The 16112-nt window shown below is 61.7% G+C and carries 19 protein-coding genes; 10 read left to right on the top strand and 9 right to left on the bottom strand.

What is annotated here, in order from left to right; all coding sequences use genetic code 11:
- The first annotated feature begins 11 nt into the window (after positions 1–11).
- Both BPRO_RS15950 and xerD read left to right on the top strand, forming a co-directional pair.
- A complete protein-coding gene (locus BPRO_RS15950) occupies positions 12–287 on the top strand; it encodes a DUF4242 domain-containing protein (RefSeq protein ID WP_011484101.1) in 276 nt (91 codons plus the stop codon).
- Between the two features lie 135 nt (positions 288–422).
- Positions 423–1325: a site-specific tyrosine recombinase XerD gene (xerD, locus tag BPRO_RS15945; protein ID WP_011484100.1), complete on the top strand. Its 903-nt coding sequence runs from the start codon at positions 423–425 to the stop codon at positions 1323–1325.
- A gap of 36 nt (positions 1326–1361) precedes the next feature.
- On the opposite strand, the gene BPRO_RS15940 is transcribed toward xerD, so the two are convergent.
- Positions 1362–2627, bottom strand: a complete 1266-nt coding sequence (locus tag BPRO_RS15940) for a class I SAM-dependent methyltransferase (protein WP_011484099.1) — start codon at positions 2625–2627, stop codon at positions 1362–1364.
- A 72-nt stretch (positions 2628–2699) separates the two neighbouring features.
- Complete coding sequence (locus BPRO_RS15935; RefSeq protein WP_011484098.1) at positions 2700–3521, bottom strand: ferritin-like domain-containing protein; 822 nt, start codon at positions 3519–3521, stop codon at positions 2700–2702.
- Between the two features lie 107 nt (positions 3522–3628).
- On the opposite strand from BPRO_RS15935, the gene BPRO_RS15930 reads away from it, so the two are divergent.
- Entirely contained in the window at positions 3629–4153 is a 525-nt protein-coding gene (locus BPRO_RS15930; RefSeq protein WP_011484097.1) for a gamma carbonic anhydrase family protein, read from the top strand.
- A 163-nt stretch (positions 4154–4316) separates the two neighbouring features.
- A complete protein-coding gene (locus BPRO_RS15925) occupies positions 4317–5285 on the top strand; it encodes an Hsp33 family molecular chaperone HslO (protein WP_011484096.1) in 969 nt (322 codons plus the stop codon).
- A 30-nt stretch (positions 5286–5315) separates the two neighbouring features.
- Here BPRO_RS15925 and BPRO_RS28040 read toward each other — a convergent pair whose 3' ends face one another.
- The 6 genes from BPRO_RS28040 to BPRO_RS15895 form a co-directional block, all read right to left on the bottom strand.
- Positions 5316–5831 (bottom strand): hypothetical protein, encoded by a 516-nt coding sequence (locus BPRO_RS28040; protein ID WP_011484095.1) that lies wholly within the window; start codon positions 5829–5831, stop codon positions 5316–5318.
- A gap of 78 nt (positions 5832–5909) precedes the next feature.
- Entirely contained in the window at positions 5910–6185 is a 276-nt protein-coding gene (locus BPRO_RS15915) for a septum formation initiator family protein (RefSeq protein WP_011484094.1), read from the bottom strand.
- Positions 6186–6222: 37 nt separating this feature from the next.
- A complete protein-coding gene (eno, locus tag BPRO_RS15910; protein ID WP_011484093.1) occupies positions 6223–7506 on the bottom strand; it encodes a phosphopyruvate hydratase in 1284 nt (427 codons plus the stop codon).
- Positions 7507–7550: 44 nt separating this feature from the next.
- The gene (locus BPRO_RS15905; RefSeq protein WP_011484092.1) at positions 7551–7841 is read right to left on the bottom strand and encodes a DUF1330 domain-containing protein; all 291 of its coding nucleotides are present in this window, start codon (positions 7839–7841) and stop codon (positions 7551–7553) included.
- Positions 7842–7843: 2 nt separating this feature from the next.
- Positions 7844–8701, bottom strand: a complete 858-nt coding sequence (gene kdsA / locus BPRO_RS15900) for a 3-deoxy-8-phosphooctulonate synthase (protein WP_011484091.1) — start codon at positions 8699–8701, stop codon at positions 7844–7846.
- Between the two features lie 2 nt (positions 8702–8703).
- Complete coding sequence (locus BPRO_RS15895) at positions 8704–10395, bottom strand: CTP synthase (protein ID WP_011484090.1); 1692 nt, start codon at positions 10393–10395, stop codon at positions 8704–8706.
- 337 nt (positions 10396–10732) lie between these two features.
- On the opposite strand from BPRO_RS15895, the gene coaBC reads away from it, so the two are divergent.
- The 4 genes from coaBC (at position 10733) to BPRO_RS15875 (ending at position 13673) form a co-directional block, all read left to right on the top strand.
- Positions 10733–12019, top strand: coding sequence for a bifunctional phosphopantothenoylcysteine decarboxylase/phosphopantothenate--cysteine ligase CoaBC (gene coaBC / locus BPRO_RS15890; protein WP_049764133.1), 1287 nt, complete (start codon positions 10733–10735; stop codon positions 12017–12019).
- 101 nt (positions 12020–12120) lie between these two features.
- Positions 12121–12501, top strand: a complete 381-nt coding sequence (locus BPRO_RS15885; RefSeq protein ID WP_041388875.1) for a hypothetical protein — start codon at positions 12121–12123, stop codon at positions 12499–12501.
- The gene (dut, locus tag BPRO_RS15880; RefSeq protein ID WP_011484087.1) at positions 12498–12944 is read left to right on the top strand and encodes a dUTP diphosphatase; all 447 of its coding nucleotides are present in this window, start codon (positions 12498–12500) and stop codon (positions 12942–12944) included. Before BPRO_RS15885 ends, dut begins: the two co-directional genes overlap by 4 nt.
- Positions 12945–13178: 234 nt before the next feature.
- Positions 13179–13673, top strand: a complete 495-nt coding sequence (locus tag BPRO_RS15875) for a glycine zipper 2TM domain-containing protein (protein WP_011484086.1) — start codon at positions 13179–13181, stop codon at positions 13671–13673.
- Between the two features lie 116 nt (positions 13674–13789).
- Here the strand turns inward: BPRO_RS15875 and BPRO_RS15870 are convergent, their stop codons facing one another.
- On the bottom strand, positions 13790–14314 hold the full coding sequence (locus tag BPRO_RS15870) for an FKBP-type peptidyl-prolyl cis-trans isomerase (protein WP_011484085.1): 525 nt from the start codon (positions 14312–14314) through the stop codon (positions 13790–13792).
- A gap of 14 nt (positions 14315–14328) precedes the next feature.
- Here BPRO_RS15870 and BPRO_RS15865 point away from each other — a divergent pair, with 14 nt between their 5' ends.
- Both BPRO_RS15865 and BPRO_RS15860 read left to right on the top strand, forming a co-directional pair.
- Positions 14329–15555 (top strand): JmjC domain-containing protein, encoded by a 1227-nt coding sequence (locus BPRO_RS15865; protein ID WP_011484084.1) that lies wholly within the window; start codon positions 14329–14331, stop codon positions 15553–15555.
- A gap of 40 nt (positions 15556–15595) precedes the next feature.
- Positions 15596–16108 (top strand): hypothetical protein, encoded by a 513-nt coding sequence (locus BPRO_RS15860; protein WP_011484083.1) that lies wholly within the window; start codon positions 15596–15598, stop codon positions 16106–16108.
- Positions 16109–16112: the final 4 nt, after the last annotated feature.

Below are 16112 nucleotides of genomic sequence, written 5' to 3'. Positions count from 1 at the left end.
AAGGAGCAGCTATGCCACGCTACATGGTCGAACGCACTTTCCCCGACGGCTTGCGGATCCCGGTCAATGATCAGGGCGCACAAGCCTGCGGTACCGTGGTCGAGAACAACGCCAGGAATGGCGTGACCTGGATCCACTCCTACGTGAGTCAGGACCTTCGCAAGTCGTTCTGCGTCTACGACGGGCCGACGCCCGAAGCGATCCGCGAAGCGGCGGGTAAAAACAACCTGCCAGTCGGCAGCATCACAGCGGTCAGCGTGCTCGATCCGTATTTCTACCGGAGCTGACGGCCGTGCGTGCTGGCAATCCAGCCGCTCGCACCTGCCCGTGCCGCATGATCGGATCGCCGACGCCGCCGGAATTGTCACGGCAAGCCGCCTCCGGGTGGCTTTTTCTGGTTTTCTTTTTGTTATCGTCGGAGCATGCAATCACAGAGCCAGTCCAGCATTGATGGGTTTATCGACGCCTTGTGGCTGGAAGACGGCTTGTCGAAAAATACCCTGGCGGCCTACCGGCGCGACCTGTCGCTGTTCGCGGCCTGGCTGGCTGCTCCCGCGCAACAGGGCCGCCGGCTCGACGATACGGTTGAGACGGACCTGAACCGTTACTTTTCCACCAGGCATGCCACCACCAAGGCCACCTCGGCCAACCGGCGCCTGACGGTGTTCAAGCGCTACTTTCGCTGGGCGCTGCGTGAGCGACTGATCACGGTGGATCCGACGCTGAAACTGCAATCCGCCAAACAGGCCTTGCGGGTGCCCAAGGTGATGAGCGAAGCCCAGGTGGAGGCCCTGCTGGCCGCGCCCAGTGAAAGCACGCCGCTTGGGCAGCGTGACCGGGCCATGCTGGAGCTGATGTACGCCAGCGGACTGCGCGTCAGCGAACTGGTCGGGCTCAAGACCTTTCACGTGGGCCTGAATGAAGGCGTGCTGCGCGTCATGGGCAAGGGCAGCAAGGAGCGGTTGGTACCCTTCGGGCAGGTGGCGCGCGAATGGGTTGTGCTGTACCTGGCCGAGGCACGGCCGGCCATTCTGGGCGGCCAGCAGACCGATGACCTGTTTGTCACCAACCGTGGCAGCGGCATGAGCCGGGTGATGTTCTGGATGTTGGTCAAGAAGTACGCGCAGCTGGCGGGCATCCATTCGCCCTTGTCACCGCACACCTTGCGCCACGCGTTTGCCACGCATTTGCTGAATCATGGGGCTGACCTGAGGGCCGTGCAGATGCTGCTGGGCCACGCCGATATTTCCACCACCACGATTTATACCCATGTGGCCCGGGAACGCCTGAAGGCGCTGCATGCGCAGCATCATCCACGGGGCTGAAGCAAGGTGAACGGCGGGCAGGGGATCAGCGGTACGTCAGCGGTACATGTAGTCGCGGCTGAAGGGGTAGACCGACTGGGCACCCTTGACCCCCGCTTCACGCATGTCGCCCGTGGGGCGCGTGGCCAGCATCTGGTGCAGCGATATCCAGCCCTGCTCGAAACTCATGGCGCTGCCGGCCAGATACAGGCGGTACGCGCGCAGGGTTTTTTCGGCACGTTCGGCGCCGCCGTCCACGGCGAGTACCTGGCGCGCTTCATCCAGCCGGGCCTCCAGTGCGTCTGACCAGTCCCACAGCGTCCGGCCATAGTGAGGGCGAAGGTTTTCCGTGTCCACCATTTCCAGGCCGGCACGGGACATGTACTGCAGCACGGCGCTGACGTGCAGCAACTCGCCGCCGGGAAAGATGTATTTCTCGATAAAGTCACCCATGCCGGCGCCGAGCTGGCGGTTTTCCAGCCCGCCCGCGGTGATGCCGTGGTTCATCACCAGTCCGCCGGGCGCCAGCAGGCGCATGATCTTCCCGAAATAGGCGGGCATGTTGGCCTGCCCCACGTGCTCAAACATGCCCACCGAGGAAATCTTGTCGAAGGGCTGGTCTTCGGGCATTTCACGGTAGTCGCGCAGTTCCATGCGGACGCGCCCGCCCAGGCCTTTTTGCTCAATCAGGTGCTGGACGTAGGCGTGCTGGTTTTTCGACAGTGTGATGCCCGTGGCATCCACGCCGTAGTGCTCGGCCGCCCACAACAGCAGCGCCCCCCAGCCCGCGCCTATATCCAGGAAACGCTCGCCGGGCTGGAGCATCAGCTTGCGGCAAATATGATCTAGCTTGGCCTCCTGGGCCTGCGCCAGCGTCATGGCCGGGTTGCGGTAGTAGGCGCAAGAATACACCCGGCGCGGGTCCAGCCAGAGCGCGTAAAAGGCATCCGACACGTCGTAGTGAAACTGGATCTGAGCTGCGTCTTTGGCGGGCGTGTGGGCCGCGAGGGACTTGGCCCGCCGCAGTATGCCGGACCACCAGCCGGTGTCGCTTTCCACCGGGTTGCCTGGCAGGAGTTTGGTGACCGCGCGCATGACATCGCGCATCGCGCCCTCCAGCTGCAGCTTGCCCTCGACATATTCTTCTGCCAGGGCGCCGATCTGACCAGCTTTGAGGCGGGCGATGCTGGACCAGTTGGAAAACGACAGCTTGACAGGCGCGTTGGCCGAACCCAAGCGCTGGCCCTGGGGCAATTGGAGGGCGATATCCGCAGGCAGGCGTGCCAGTTGCGATTGGATGTCTGGAACCAGGTGCCGGATCATGCGCAAACTCCTTTCGGTACGTTTACAGTCTAGCGTGCTTTAGCTCTTTTTGCACATATAAACCTGTTAACTTCATGCATTTGCGCTTAGTAGCGCCAATTCAGCAGCGTCAAATCCGGCGTCGCGGCGGGCTTCCAGGTTGAGCGGGCCCTTCAACCGGGGGGCGCCGTATTGTTGTGCCAGGACCGCATAGGTGGCGATCGGGTCCAGCTCGCGTTCGGCACACAAAAACCGGTACCAATGGTTGCCGATGGCCACATGCCCGATTTCATCGCGCAGGATGATGTCCAGGATGTCGACGGCCCGCAAGGCATCGGGCGTGCCGACCCGGCGCAGCTTGGCCTGCATGGGCGGGGTGGCGTCCAGGCCGCGAGCCTCCAGCGTGCGCGGCACCAGCGCCATGCGGGCCAGCACGTCGCCCTCGGTTTTTTCGGTCATGTCCCACAAACCGGTGTGCGCGGGAAAGTCGCCGTAGTCATAGCCCATGGCCTGCAGGTGCTCGTTCAGCAGGCTGAAGTGTTGCGCTTCCTCGGCGGCCACTTTCAGCCAGTCCAGGTAATAAGCGTGCGGCAGCCCGCCAAAGCGCCAGACCGCGTCCAGGGCCAGATTGATGGCATTGAATTCGATGTGGGTCACGGCGTGGAGCAGCGCAGCCAGGCCTTCGCGGGTGAAGGGGGAGCGCTTGGGCACATCCAGATGGGAGCGCAATTCCGGCCGTGCCGGGCGCCCGGGCAGGCCGGCGGGGGCCTGTAGAGCGGCATCATTTGCTACTGAAAGTGAAGCTGAAAACGACTGTATGGCAAGGGTAAGCTTTACTTTTTCCTGTGGATCGGGCGCCAGCAGCGCCTGCAGGGCGTGCTGGCGCAGATCTGTGGAGTGTAGCTTGTCAACCATGGCTGGATTGTCGGCGATAGCGTCGTTTGCCGCCGCAGACAGTACTGCGAGTGGTTACTTACAATCGGGGCAATCCCTTTTCGACGATCACCTGTTCAAGGACTTCCATGGCCATTTACCAGCTGGGCGATTCAGCCCCTACCATCCACGAATCAGCCTGGGTGGCTGAAAACGCGCAGGTCATCGGCCGGGTGACGCTGGGCGAGGGCAGCAGCGCCTGGTTTGGCGTGGTCATTCGCGGCGATACCGAAAGCGTCACCATCGGCCGGGGCACCAACGTCCAGGACAACAGCGTCCTGCACGCCGACCCGGGCGTGCCGCTGACCATTGGCAACGATGTGTCAATCGGCCATCAGGTCATGCTGCACGGCTGCACTGTTGGCGACGGTACGCTGATCGGCATCCAGGCGGTGGTACTCAATGGCGCGAAGATCGGCAAGAACTGCCTGGTCGGCGCGGGTTCGCTGGTGACGGAGGGCAAGGAGTTTCCCGACGGTTCCCTGATTCTGGGCAGCCCGGCCAAAGTGGTGAGGCAAATGTCACCAGAGCAGATCGAGGGTTTAAAAGCGATCGCGCAGCACTATGTAGACAATGCCCGGCGTTACAAGGCCGGACTCAAGAAACTGGCCTGAACGGTACCTAAAGCATGACTACCCCAAATACCCGACCATCCCAAACCGCGCGTGGGGGCTCTTCAGCCCAGCAGGGGCCGCGGGACTGGCTTTGCCAGACCGCAGGCGCAGCGGCCCCCTCGGGGGGCAGCGCATTACACGAAGTGAAAAGCGTGGGGGCCTAATGTCCGAACTTCATAAATTCCTCTTTGACGGCCTGCCGGTGCGCGGCATGCTGGTACGCCTGACCGGCTCCTGGCGGGAGATTCTCAAGCGCCGGCAGGCTGCTGGAGGCTATCCGGTCGAGGTCATGCACCTGCTGGGCGAAATGACGGCGGCCGGCGCCCTCATGCAGAGCAACATCAAATTCAATGGTTCGTTGACTTTGCAGATTTTTGGCGATGGCCCGGTCAAGCTGGCGGTGGCGGAAGTGCAGCCCGACCTGAGCCTGCGCGCCACCGCAACGGTGACGGGCAGCGTGGATGCCGGCAGTTCCTTGAGCCAACTGGTCAATGTGAACAACCAGGGGCGTTGCGCCATCACGCTGGACCCGAAGGACAAGCTGCCGGGGCAGCAGCCCTACCAGGGCGTGGTGCCGCTGTTTGGCGACCGGCGCGAAAAGATTGAAAACCTGGGCGAGGTGCTGGAGCACTACATGCTGCAGAGCGAGCAGCTGGACACCAAGCTGATTCTGGCCGCCGATGGCAAGGTGGCTGCCGGCCTCCTGATCCAGCGCCTGCCGGTGAAAGGGCAGGGCAACCTGGAGGGCCGGATTGACAGGGACGCCAATGAGGACCAGATCGGCCTCAATGAAGATTACAACCGGATCGCCATGCTGGCCGCAACGCTGAAACGCGAAGAGCTGCTGGGCCTGGATGCGGACACCATCCTGCGCCGCCTGTTCTGGGAGGAGCAGGTGACCCGCTTTGAGCCGGTAACGCCCAGCTTTTCCTGCAGCTGCTCGCGCGACCGTGTCGGCAACATGCTGCGCAGCCTGGGTACGGCAGAGATTGAGAGCATCATTGAAGAGCGCGGCAAGGTGGCCGTTGGCTGCGAGTTTTGCGGTGCCCAGTACGACTTTGACCCCGTGGATGCGGCGCAGATATTCATGAGCCAGAGCAGACAGCAACCGCCCACCCCGACGGTGCAGTAACCGGGATCTACACGTGGCCTTGAGCGGCCCCTATGCCGGGCGGATACGCCCGGCCAGCAAATCGCTCAGTAGCCGGTGCTCGCACTGCGGGTCACTGCATTTGTCGCACACCCATACCCAGGGCCGGGCTTTGCCGGCGCTGTCCGGGCCGCCCACTGAACCGGGGCTTTGCCGCAGGTGCTTGCCGGCCGTTTTCAGCAGGGGCTCAAGGGCAGCGAGTGCGTGGGTGAGGCGTCCATCGTCCGAGCCGTAAATCACCTGGTAGGGCACGCCAGCTTGTAGCAGTGCGGTGCGAATCGACTGGTCTGCAGCTTCCCTCATCTGGGCAGTGATGGCTGGCAAACCACACGGATTAAGCCCGTGCGCAGGTGCCTCCAGCCCCATGAGCAGAATCAGGTCGTAGCCGGCCAGATTGCCGGCAGGCAGGTGCGCGGGGTCGATCACGACGGAAGCGGCGCAAGCCGAGGTTTCCAGTGCACCATTCAGAGCGGCGGCGAGGGCGGACTTTCCGGTTTGGGGGGCGCCAACCAGCGCGATATTCAGCACAGTGAACCCCGATGAGGTAGCAAATGAGACAACAGGTAAATGAGTCGAGGCAGGGTGTTGCACCCGGGGCTGAAGCGCTTATTTGGCGATCTGTACAAAGATCTCATTGGGCTTGACCATACCCAGCTCCATCCGTGCCTTTTCCTCGACCATTTCCAGGCCTTCCCGCAGGTCCCTGACTTCGGCCGCCAGCTGCTCATTGCTCACCTGCGCCTGCGCATTTTTGGCGAGTTGCTCGTCCAGCCGCTGCTGCATCTCGCGCACGCTTGGCACGCTGCCCCGGCCAATCCAGAGTTGCGCATGAAACAACACCAGCAACGCAATCAGGATGGCAGGGATGAAGCGATTAGCCAAGGTTTAGCCACAAGCCGTGGAATTGGATGTGGTCAGGTCAACGCAGGTTGTAGAACGCTGCGCGGCCTGGATACGTCGCGATGTCACCCAGGTCTTCCTCGATGCGCAGCAGCTGGTTGTACTTGGCCATGCGGTCCGAGCGGGAGAGCGAACCGGTCTTGATCTGGCCGGCATTGGTGCCAACCGCGATGTCGGCAATGGTGGAGTCTTCGGTTTCGCCAGAGCGGTGGCTGATGACGGCGGTGTAGCCGGCGCGCTTGGCCATTTCAATCGCAGCGAAGGTTTCCGTCAGCGTGCCAATCTGGTTGATCTTGATCAGGATCGAGTTGGCGATGTGCTTGTCGATGCCTTCCTTGAGAATCTTGGTGTTGGTGACAAACAGGTCGTCGCCGACCAGTTGCACCTGTTTTCCCAGGCGTTCGGTCAGTATTTTCCAGCCATCCCAGTCGCCTTCGGCCATGCCGTCCTCAATGCTGATGATGGGGTATTTGTCGACCCAGGTCGCCAGGATGTTGGTCCATTCGGTGGCGTCCAGGCTCAGGCCTTCGCCGGCCAGCACGTACTTGCCATCCTTGTAAAACTCGGAGGCCGCGCAATCCAGGCCCAGCGCAATTTGTTCACCCGCGACATAGCCGGCCTTGTCGATAGCCTCGAGGATCATCTGGATGGCCGCTTCGTGGCTGGGCACATTCGGCGCAAAGCCGCCCTCGTCACCAACGGCCACGCTCATGCCCTTGTCGTGCAGGATTTTCTTGAGCGCATGAAACACCTCGGCACCGTAACGCACGGCTTCGCGAAAGCTCGGTGCGCCGATGGGGATGATCATCAGCTCCTGCAAGTCAAGGTTGTTGTTGGCGTGCGCGCCGCCGTTGACCACGTTCATCATGGGAACGGGCATTTGCATGGCGCCGCTGCCGCCGAAGTAGCGGTACAGCGGCAGGCCAGCTTCTTCAGCCGCCGCACGCGCGACTGCCATGCTGACGGCCAGCGTGGCATTGGCACCCAGGCGGGACTTGTTGTCCGTTCCGTCCAGGTCAATCAGCGTACGGTCGAGAAAGGCCTGCTCGCTGGCATCCAGGCCGAGCACGGCTTCGGAGATTTCAGTGTTGATGTGCTCGACGGCCTTGAGCACGCCCTTGCCAAGGTAGCGCGATTTGTCGCCGTCGCGCAGCTCGATGGCTTCGCGCGAACCGGTGGAGGCGCCCGAGGGGACTGCGGCGCGGCCCATCACGCCGGACTCCAGCAGCACGTCGCATTCAACGGTGGGATTGCCACGGCTGTCGAGAATTTCACGGCCAACGATATCAACAATTGCGCTCATTTATGTTCTTTCAAAATCAGAAAACAAAAATCAGAAGACTGAAACTACACACCTTCAACCAGCACCATGCGCATGACGGCGATGCCCTGACGCGACTGACGGGCGGCCTCGTACTCGGCCGACGCATTGAAGGCCCGGGCTTGCTCCATGTCGGGGAATTTCAGCATGACAAGGCGGCTTGGCGACCAATCGCCTTCAATCACCTCGACCTTGCCGCCACGCACGCAAACTTCGGCGCCGTGCACTTGCATGGCAATGCTAGAGAGTTTTTTATAGGTTTCGTATTGTTCGGGGTTCGTAACTGTAACGTTGGCGATGATGTAGGCACTTGGCACGGTCAGGCTCCGAAGCTGTTTTCAAGGTAGCCGTTTTTCTTGGTCACGCGGTCCAGTTCTAGCAGCGTCTCGAGCAGGGCTTTCATGTGCTTGAGCGGCACGGCATTGGGGCCGTCGCTCAGGGCCTTGGCCGGATCGGGATGCGTTTCCATGAAGAGGCCGGCCACACCGACGGCGACCGCAGCCCGTGCCAGCACCGGCACCATTTCGCGCTGGCCGCCGCTGCTGGTGCCCTGGCCGCCGGGGAGTTGCACCGAGTGGGTCGCATCAAACACCACCGGGGCATTCGTCTCGCGCATGATGGCCAGGCTGCGCATGTCGGACACCAGGTTGTTGTAGCCAAAACTGGCACCGCGCTCGCAGGCCATGAAGTTGTCTTCGTTGAGGCCTTTTTCGCGTGCTGCCGCCCGCGCCTTGTCGATGACGTTCTTCATGTCACCCGGCGCGAGGAACTGGCCTTTCTTGATATTGACCGGCTTGCCCGATTGCGCCACCGCATGGATGAAGTCGGTCTGGCGGCACAAAAACGCCGGGGTTTGCAACACGTCGACCACGGAGGCGACGGTGGCAATGTCGGCTTCCGAATGGACATCGGTCAGGAGGGGCAGGTTCAGCTCGCGTTTGACCTTGGCGAGGATTTCCAGGCCCTTGACCATGCCGGGGCCGCGAAAACTGGTGCCGCTGGAGCGGTTGGCCTTGTCGTAGCTGGACTTGAAGATGAAGGGGATGCCCAGCGACGAAGTGATCTCTTTCAGCGTGCCGGCCGTGTCCATCTGGAGCTGTTCGGACTCCACCACGCAGGGTCCGGCAATCAGGAAAAACGGCTGGTTCAGACCAATGTCAAATCCGCATAGTTTCATGGTCAGGCCACCGCTTTCAGGGCCTTGGCCGTGGCTTTGCCATCCTGGCCGGCCTTGACGCGGTGCTCAAGCACCGCCGCAATGTAGGCATTGAACAGCGGGTGCCCGGCCCAGGGGGTGGATTTGAATTCGGGGTGAAACTGCACACCCACGAACCACGGGTGCACATCCTGCGGCAATTCCACGATCTCGGTCAGGTGCTCGCGCTGCGTGAGCGCCGAAATGACGAGGCCCGATTTGCGCAAGGCGTCGAGGTAGTTGACGTTGGCTTCATAGCGATGGCGATGCCGCTCGGTCACCACATCGCCATAGATTTTGTGGGCCAGCGAGCCCTTGGCGACATCGGAGCTTTGAGCGCCAAGCCGCATGGTGCCACCCAGGTCGGACTTGGCGTCGCGCGTCTTGATGGTGCCGTCGGCGTCTTTCCACTCGGTGATGAGCGCGATAACGGGGTTGGGGGTGGCCGGGTCGAACTCGGTGCTGTTCGCGTCTTTCAGGCCCGCGACGTGGCGCGCAAATTCGATGGTGGCCACTTGCATGCCCAGGCAGATACCGAGGTAGGGTATTTTGTTTTCACGGGCGAAGCGGGCGGCGCAAATCTTGCCTTCGACACCCCGCACACCGAAGCCGCCAGGCACCAGAATGCCGTCGAAGCGTGCCAGGCGCGACACGTTATCGGGGGTGATGGTTTCGGAGTCGAAATACTCGATGACCACCTTGGCATGGTTTTTCATGCCCGCATGACGCAGGGCCTCGTTGAGCGACTTGTAGCTGTCGGAGAGGTCCACATACTTGCCAACCATGGCAATGTTGACCTCGGTCTTGGGATGCTCGGTTTCATACACCAGATCGTCCCAGCGCTTGAGATTGGCTGGCGGCGTATTCAGGCGCAGCTTGTCGCAGATCAGGCCATCCAGTCCCTGCTCGTGCAACATGCGCGGGACCTTGTAAATCGTGTCCACGTCCCACATGGAAATGACACCCCACTCGGGCACGTTGGAGAAGAGGGAGATTTTTTCACGCTCTTCCGCCGGAATGCGACGGTCTGCGCGGCACAGCAGCACGTCGGCCTGAATGCCGATTTCGCGCAATTGCTTGGCCGTGTGCTGCGTCGGCTTGGTCTTGAGTTCGCCGGCGGCCGCAATCCACGGCACATAGCTCAGATGCACAAATGCGGTGTTGTTGGGCCCCATCCGCAGGCTCATCTGCCGCACGGCCTCCAGAAAGGGCAGGGATTCGATGTCGCCGACGGTGCCGCCTACTTCGACAATCGCCACATCGACCGCATCAGCGGTTTCATAGCCAGCGCCGCGCTTGATGAATTCCTGAATTTCGTTGGTGACGTGGGGAATGACCTGCACGGTCTTCCCAAGATAGTCGCCGCGACGTTCTTTTTCGAGCACGCTTTTGTAAATCTGGCCGGTGGTGAAGTTGTTGGCCTTGCGCATGCGCGTTTCAATGAAGCGCTCGTAGTGGCCCAGGTCCAGATCGGTTTCGGCGCCGTCATCAGTGACGAAAACTTCACCGTGCTGAAAGGGCGACATGGTGCCGGGATCCACGTTGAGGTAGGGATCCAGCTTGATAAGAGTGACTTTGAGGCCTCGCGATTCAAGGATCGCAGCTAAGGAGGCTGAGGCGATTCCCTTGCCCAGGGAAGACACCACACCGCCGGTGACGAAGACAAATTTGGTCATGTCAGGTACGAACCGCAAGTTCGCAGAGGTGGTAAACGGAGATTATACGGGTTGGCCGCACGGCGGCCGCCAGCGGAGGCACTAAAACCCGGGCTTTCCTGTGATGGGCGCATTACACGGCAGTGAAAAGCGTCGGGGCCAACGAACGCCGCGGCCGGGCCGCCCCAAGCAAGTTCAGCCCCCTCGGGGGGGGAGCAGCGCATTACACGCAGTGAAAAGCGTGGGGGCCAACGAACGCAGCGCCGGGCCGCCCCAAGCAAGTTCAGCCCCCTCGGGGGGCAGCGCATTACACGCAGTGAAAAGCGTGGGGGCCCATCTAGCTGCTACATTGCGAAACATGACAAATCAAGCCAATCCCCTGGAAAACAGCGCGGCCGGCGGCGAAGCCTTGGACCTGGCCGGCAGGCATCTGGTGCTGGGCCTGTCGGGCGGCATTGCCTGCTACAAGTCGGCCGAGCTGTGCCGCGCGCTGATCAAGGCTGGCGCCACCGTGCAGGTGGTCATGACGGAAGCGGCCGAGCAGTTCATCACACCTGTCACCATGCAGGCGCTGAGCGGCCGGCCGGTTTACACCAGCCAGTGGGACAGTCGCGAAGCCAACAACATGGCGCATATCAACCTGTCGCGCGAGGCCGATGCGATTTTGATCGCACCCATGAGCGCTGACTTCATGGCGAAGCTCCTCCATGGCCGCGCCGATGATTTGCTGAGCCTGATGTGCCTGGCCCGGCCCATCGACAAGGTGTCGCTGCTGGTGGCGCCGGCGATGAACCGCGAGATGTATGCGCACCCGGCGACGCAGCGCAACTTTGTTCAGCTTGAAGCAGACGGCGCCAGGGTGCTGGGCGTGGGCAACGGCTTTCAGGCGTGCGGGGAAACGGGTGATGGGCGCATGCTGGAACCCGAGCAACTGCTGGAAGACATCATTGCCTTCTTTGCGCCCAAGGTGCTGGCCGGTCAGCGCGTGCTGGTCACGGCTGGCCCCACATATGAGGCCATTGACCCGGTGCGCGGCATTACCAACCTGTCCAGCGGGAAGATGGGTTTTGCCATTGCACGCGCTGCGCGTGAAGCGGGTGCCGAGGTCACGCTGGTCGCCGGCCCGGTGGGCCTGCCCACACCACGGGGTGTCACGCGCATTGACGTGAGATCTGCACAGAATATGCTCGATACCGTGATGGACCGGGTGCAGGGCGCTGCTGTTTTCATCGCTACCGCGGCTGTGGCCGACTGGCGTCCTGCGACACCATCAACCCAAAAGATCAAGAAAGACGGCTCGGGCCACGCGCCGCAACTGGGATTCACGGAAAACGCGGATATCCTCGCCACCGTTGCCAAGTCTGCCGCCGCCCGGGCGGGCAAGCTGTTTTGCGTGGGCTTTGCCGCAGAAAGCCATGACCTGGCCGAGAACGCCCAAGCCAAGCGCCTGCGCAAAAACGTCCCACTGCTGGTAGGTAACATCGGGCCCGATACTTTTGGACAGGACCATAACGCGTTGCTGCTGGTTGACGAGCAAGGCAGCACCGAGGTGGCCCGGGCGTCCAAGCTGTCGCTGGCACGCCGGCTGGTTCAGGAAATCGCTGCCAGGCTGGCGGCGCCGGCCGCTTCGACCCGGAAAGGGTGAGCTGCTTGATACACCCCTCCGACACCCCTCCTGATGGCGATTTCGCGCGGTACGTCGAACGCTTGACCAGCGGAAATATTTCAGCCGGCGCGCGCCCGGACATGTTCAAGCCAGAGTCGGCCGGGCAGGCGAGTGCGCCGTTTTCCCCGAGCTCCGGCATACCCTCTGTCAAGGCAGCCCTGGAACCCTTTGCAGGAATTCCGTTCCTCACTCATTTGAAGTGGGCGCTTGTGGCGTGGATAGGAACCCAGGTGCTGGCCAGGGTACTGCCCGGAGCAGGCTTTCTGTTTATTCCCTTCCTGCTGGCCTATGCTGCGTGGGTCGTGTTCAGGGTTGGCGCTCCCTCCCTGCGTGCCTCGGCCAAACGTCTTGCAGACCTGGCAGATTCCGCCGCAAGAACCGCCACCGCAAGAGCTGCCGCAACAGGCGCTGCCGAAATATTCTCCCATCCCCAACAAGCCGAACGCAAACACAAGTCATGAAAATCGACGTCAAGATTCTGGACCCCCGCCTTCAGGGCAATCTTCCTCACTACGCCACGCCCGGCAGCGCCGGCCTGGACTTGCGCGCCTGCCTGGATGCGCCGCTGACGCTGGGCGCCAATGCCTGGCAACTGGTGCCGACGGGCATCGCGATCCACCTGTGTGATCCGGGCTATGCGGCGCTCATTTTGCCGCGCTCCGGATTGGGCCATAAACACGGCATCGTGCTGGGTAATCTGGTGGGCCTGATCGACAGTGACTACCAGGGCCAGTTGATGGTGAGCGCATGGAATCGCAGTGATGTGCCCTTCACCATCGAGCCCATGGAGCGTATCGCGCAACTGGTGGTCGTGCCGGTTGTGCAGGCGGAGTTCAATGTCGTCACCGAATTCCCCGCCAGCGAACGTGGCGAAGGTGGTTACGGGTCCACCGGCAAAAACTGAGGGTCGAACGGACGGCCGCATCGCCCCGGGTTCGTCCGGCGTCAGGCTTTTCTTACGCCGCTGGGCAGCCCTCTCCCACGCCGAGTCAGCCTGGGGCCCCACCCCTGGCTTTGGCGACTGCGCATGTAATCAGGTTAGAGACTCAAGCAATCCGCACGCTAACTGCACGTCATAGCGCAAGGTGGCGCCGGCTGATTGCATAAGGTCCCGAACTTTCTTAAACAGGAGACTTCCATGCGTCAACCTTCCCGATATATTTCAACCACCGCTTCGGTGCTTTTGCTGGCGGCCCTGGCTGCCTGCGGGTCTCCGCCCATGAGTTCATCGGAACCGGTGTCGACCTATCCCAGTTCTTCCTATCCTGCCCAGTATCCGCAGGGTAACTACACCGAGTTTGGGCGTGTCACCAATGTGGAAGTCCTGCGGACCTCGGAGCCAGGCAAGGGCTCCGGCGTCGGCGCGGTACTCGGTGGTGTGGCTGGTGCGGTGGTCGGCTCTCAGATCGGCGGCGGTAGTGGTCGCACTGCTGCCACGGTGGTCGGCGCTGTAGGTGGCGCTGTGGCCGGCAATGCCATTGAGAAAAGCCGGAGCACGACTGTTCGTGAAACCTATCGTATCTCGATCCGGCTGGACAACGGCGGCACCCGCGCCTACGACGTGCCTGCATACGGAGACTTGCGCGTCGGTGATCGCGTCAGGATAGAAAACGGACAAATTTACCGTCTTTAAACCGGCTCCAGGTCGTCTTCACGGCGGGTGAGGGTTTAGGTTTAGATAAAGGTAAGAGTAGGAGCGGTGGCAGCATTTGCTGCACCGCTCTGCAACTCGCGTTCACCCTGAGTGGATCAATGCAATGTGTCGTTGCCGCTCGTCAGCGATTCCAGTTTGAAAAAACCCGTACCGAGAGAGTCGCGTCCAATTTCCTGCGCGGTGGCCTCGCGCACAGACTCCACTTTCATCGCCAACCGGATCGCAATGCCGGCCAGGGGATGATTGCCATCCAGCACCACATGCTCAGGATAAATTTCCGTTACGGTGTAAATGTGGTCGTGCGGAATTTTCCCGTTGGCGCCGGCCGGTAGCGCTGCGCCGTCGAAGGTCATGCCTTCTTCCAGTTCTGCGGGGAAAATGTTGCGGGCTTCCAGGAAAACCAGGTTTTCGTCATAGTCGCCGAAGGTGTTTTCGGGCTCCAGATGCAATTCAAGCTTGTCGCCGGCCTCGTGGCCCTGCAGGGCCTCTTCAATTTTGATCAGCAGATCATTGCCGCCCACTAAAAACTCGACCGGCTCGTCCAGTTCATCGAGCACATCGCCCAGGGTGTCTTTCAGCGTCCATGTCAGGGCTACGACGCATTGCGGGGTGATTTTCATCCGACAATTGTCCCATGGATGTAAATCACGCTCTAGACCTTCTTGCCGGCTTGAGCCCGGCCCGATTCATGCGCCAGTACTGGCAAAAAAAGCCGCTTCTTGTGCGTCAGGCCATTCCCGGATTTCAGCCTTTGCTCAATCGCACAGACCTGTTCAGGCTGGCTGGGCAGGAGCATGTCGAGTCCCGTCTGATTGCCCGTCAGGCCCAGGGCTGGCGCATGCGGCAGGGGCCGTTTGCCAGGCGAAGCCTGCCGCCATTGAGCCGGGATGCATGGACGCTTCTGGTGCAGGGGGTGGATCTGCACGATGCGCGCGCGCATGCGCTGTTGCAAAAGTTTCGTTTTGTGCCGGATGCGCGGCTGGATGACCTGATGATCTCGTTTGCAACGCCGGGCGGCGGCGTGGGGCCGCACTTTGACAGTTACGACGTGTTTTTGCTCCAGGCCAGCGGGCGCCGGCGATGGAAAATTGGACAGCAAAAAGATCTGACCTTGCAGCAAGGGGTGCCGTTGAAAATACTGCAGAACTTCGAACCTGACGAGGAGTTTGTCCTTGAGGCGGGCGACATGCTTTACCTGCCGCCGCGCTATGCACATGATGGCATTGCCGAGGCTGTGGCGGGGAAGGTTGGCGAGGCCGCCGACTGCATGACCTATTCCATTGGTTTTCGGGCACCAGGGCGCAGCGAACTGGCGGCAGAACTGCTGCACCGCCTGGCCGAGTTCAGCGAAGATGAGCCGGAATCGTCCTCCGGCGAGGGGCGTCGGCGTGCCAGTCCTTCGCCGAAAATTTATCGCGACCCGCGCCAGGCGGCTACGGCGACGCCTGCGGCGCTGCCTGAGGGGCTTGCAAGGTTCGCCGGGCAAGCCGTTCTTGAGGCGCTCAAGGATCCGCTCGCACTGGCCTGCGCATTGGGGGAATACATGACCGAACCCAAGCCTTCCGTCTGGTTTGAGGCTCCCCTGCAGGACTGGGTGCCGGACGCCGTCAAGGCGGGCAAAGCCTCCATTTACCTTGATGCGCGCAGCCGGATGATGTATGACAGCGACCATGTATTTATCAATGGTGAAAGCTACCGTGCCAAAGGTACAGATGCCGCCCTCATGCGCCGGCTGGCCGACCAGCGCGGTCTCTCGGCCGGTGACTTGCGCAGGGCCAGCACGGCTGCTCTTGCGTTGCTGGCGGACTGGCATGAGGCCGGCTGGCTGCGGCAGGAGCTGCTGATGGGGGGCGGCACCTGAGGGGCTCGCCATCAATTCGAAGGACGAAGGAGACAGTCTCATGGATTCTCAAACAACACCGGCCGAGCCACCCATGTTGCTGGAGGGGCGATTCAGCGGCCGCACTGAGTTCACCAGCCTGGTCAGGCAGGCTTTTGCAGCGGCTGCCGCAGAGGGCTGGCGTGAAATCATTGTGTGCGACCCCAGCTTTGAGGACTGGCCTCTGGGTGAGCGCGTGGTGGTTCAGGCGCTGAATGATTGGTCCAGGACCGGCCGCAGGTTCACGATGCTTGCCAAAAATTACGATGAGGTGCTTCGGCGTCATGCGCGTTTTGCGGCGTGGCGGCGAACCTGGGCGCACATCGTGGAGTGCCGTGGAAGTGCCTCAACACCGGCTGATGACATGCCTAGCGCACTGTGGGCGCCCGGCTGGGTATTTGATCGGCTGGAGCTGACGCGCTGTGCGGGGGTGGCAGGCTCTGAAGTCGCCAGACGGCTCGCGCTGAGGGAGCGCTTGAATGAGCGGCTGCTGAAAAGCTCGCCAGCCTTCCCGGCGACCACCTTGGGACTTTAGAGGC

Source organism: Polaromonas sp. JS666, assembly GCF_000013865.1.
Classification (GTDB): Bacteria; Pseudomonadota; Gammaproteobacteria; order Burkholderiales; family Burkholderiaceae_C; genus Polaromonas.
Note: the sequence above shows the minus strand (reverse complement) of the source record. Positions and strands in the feature narration are given on the sequence as shown.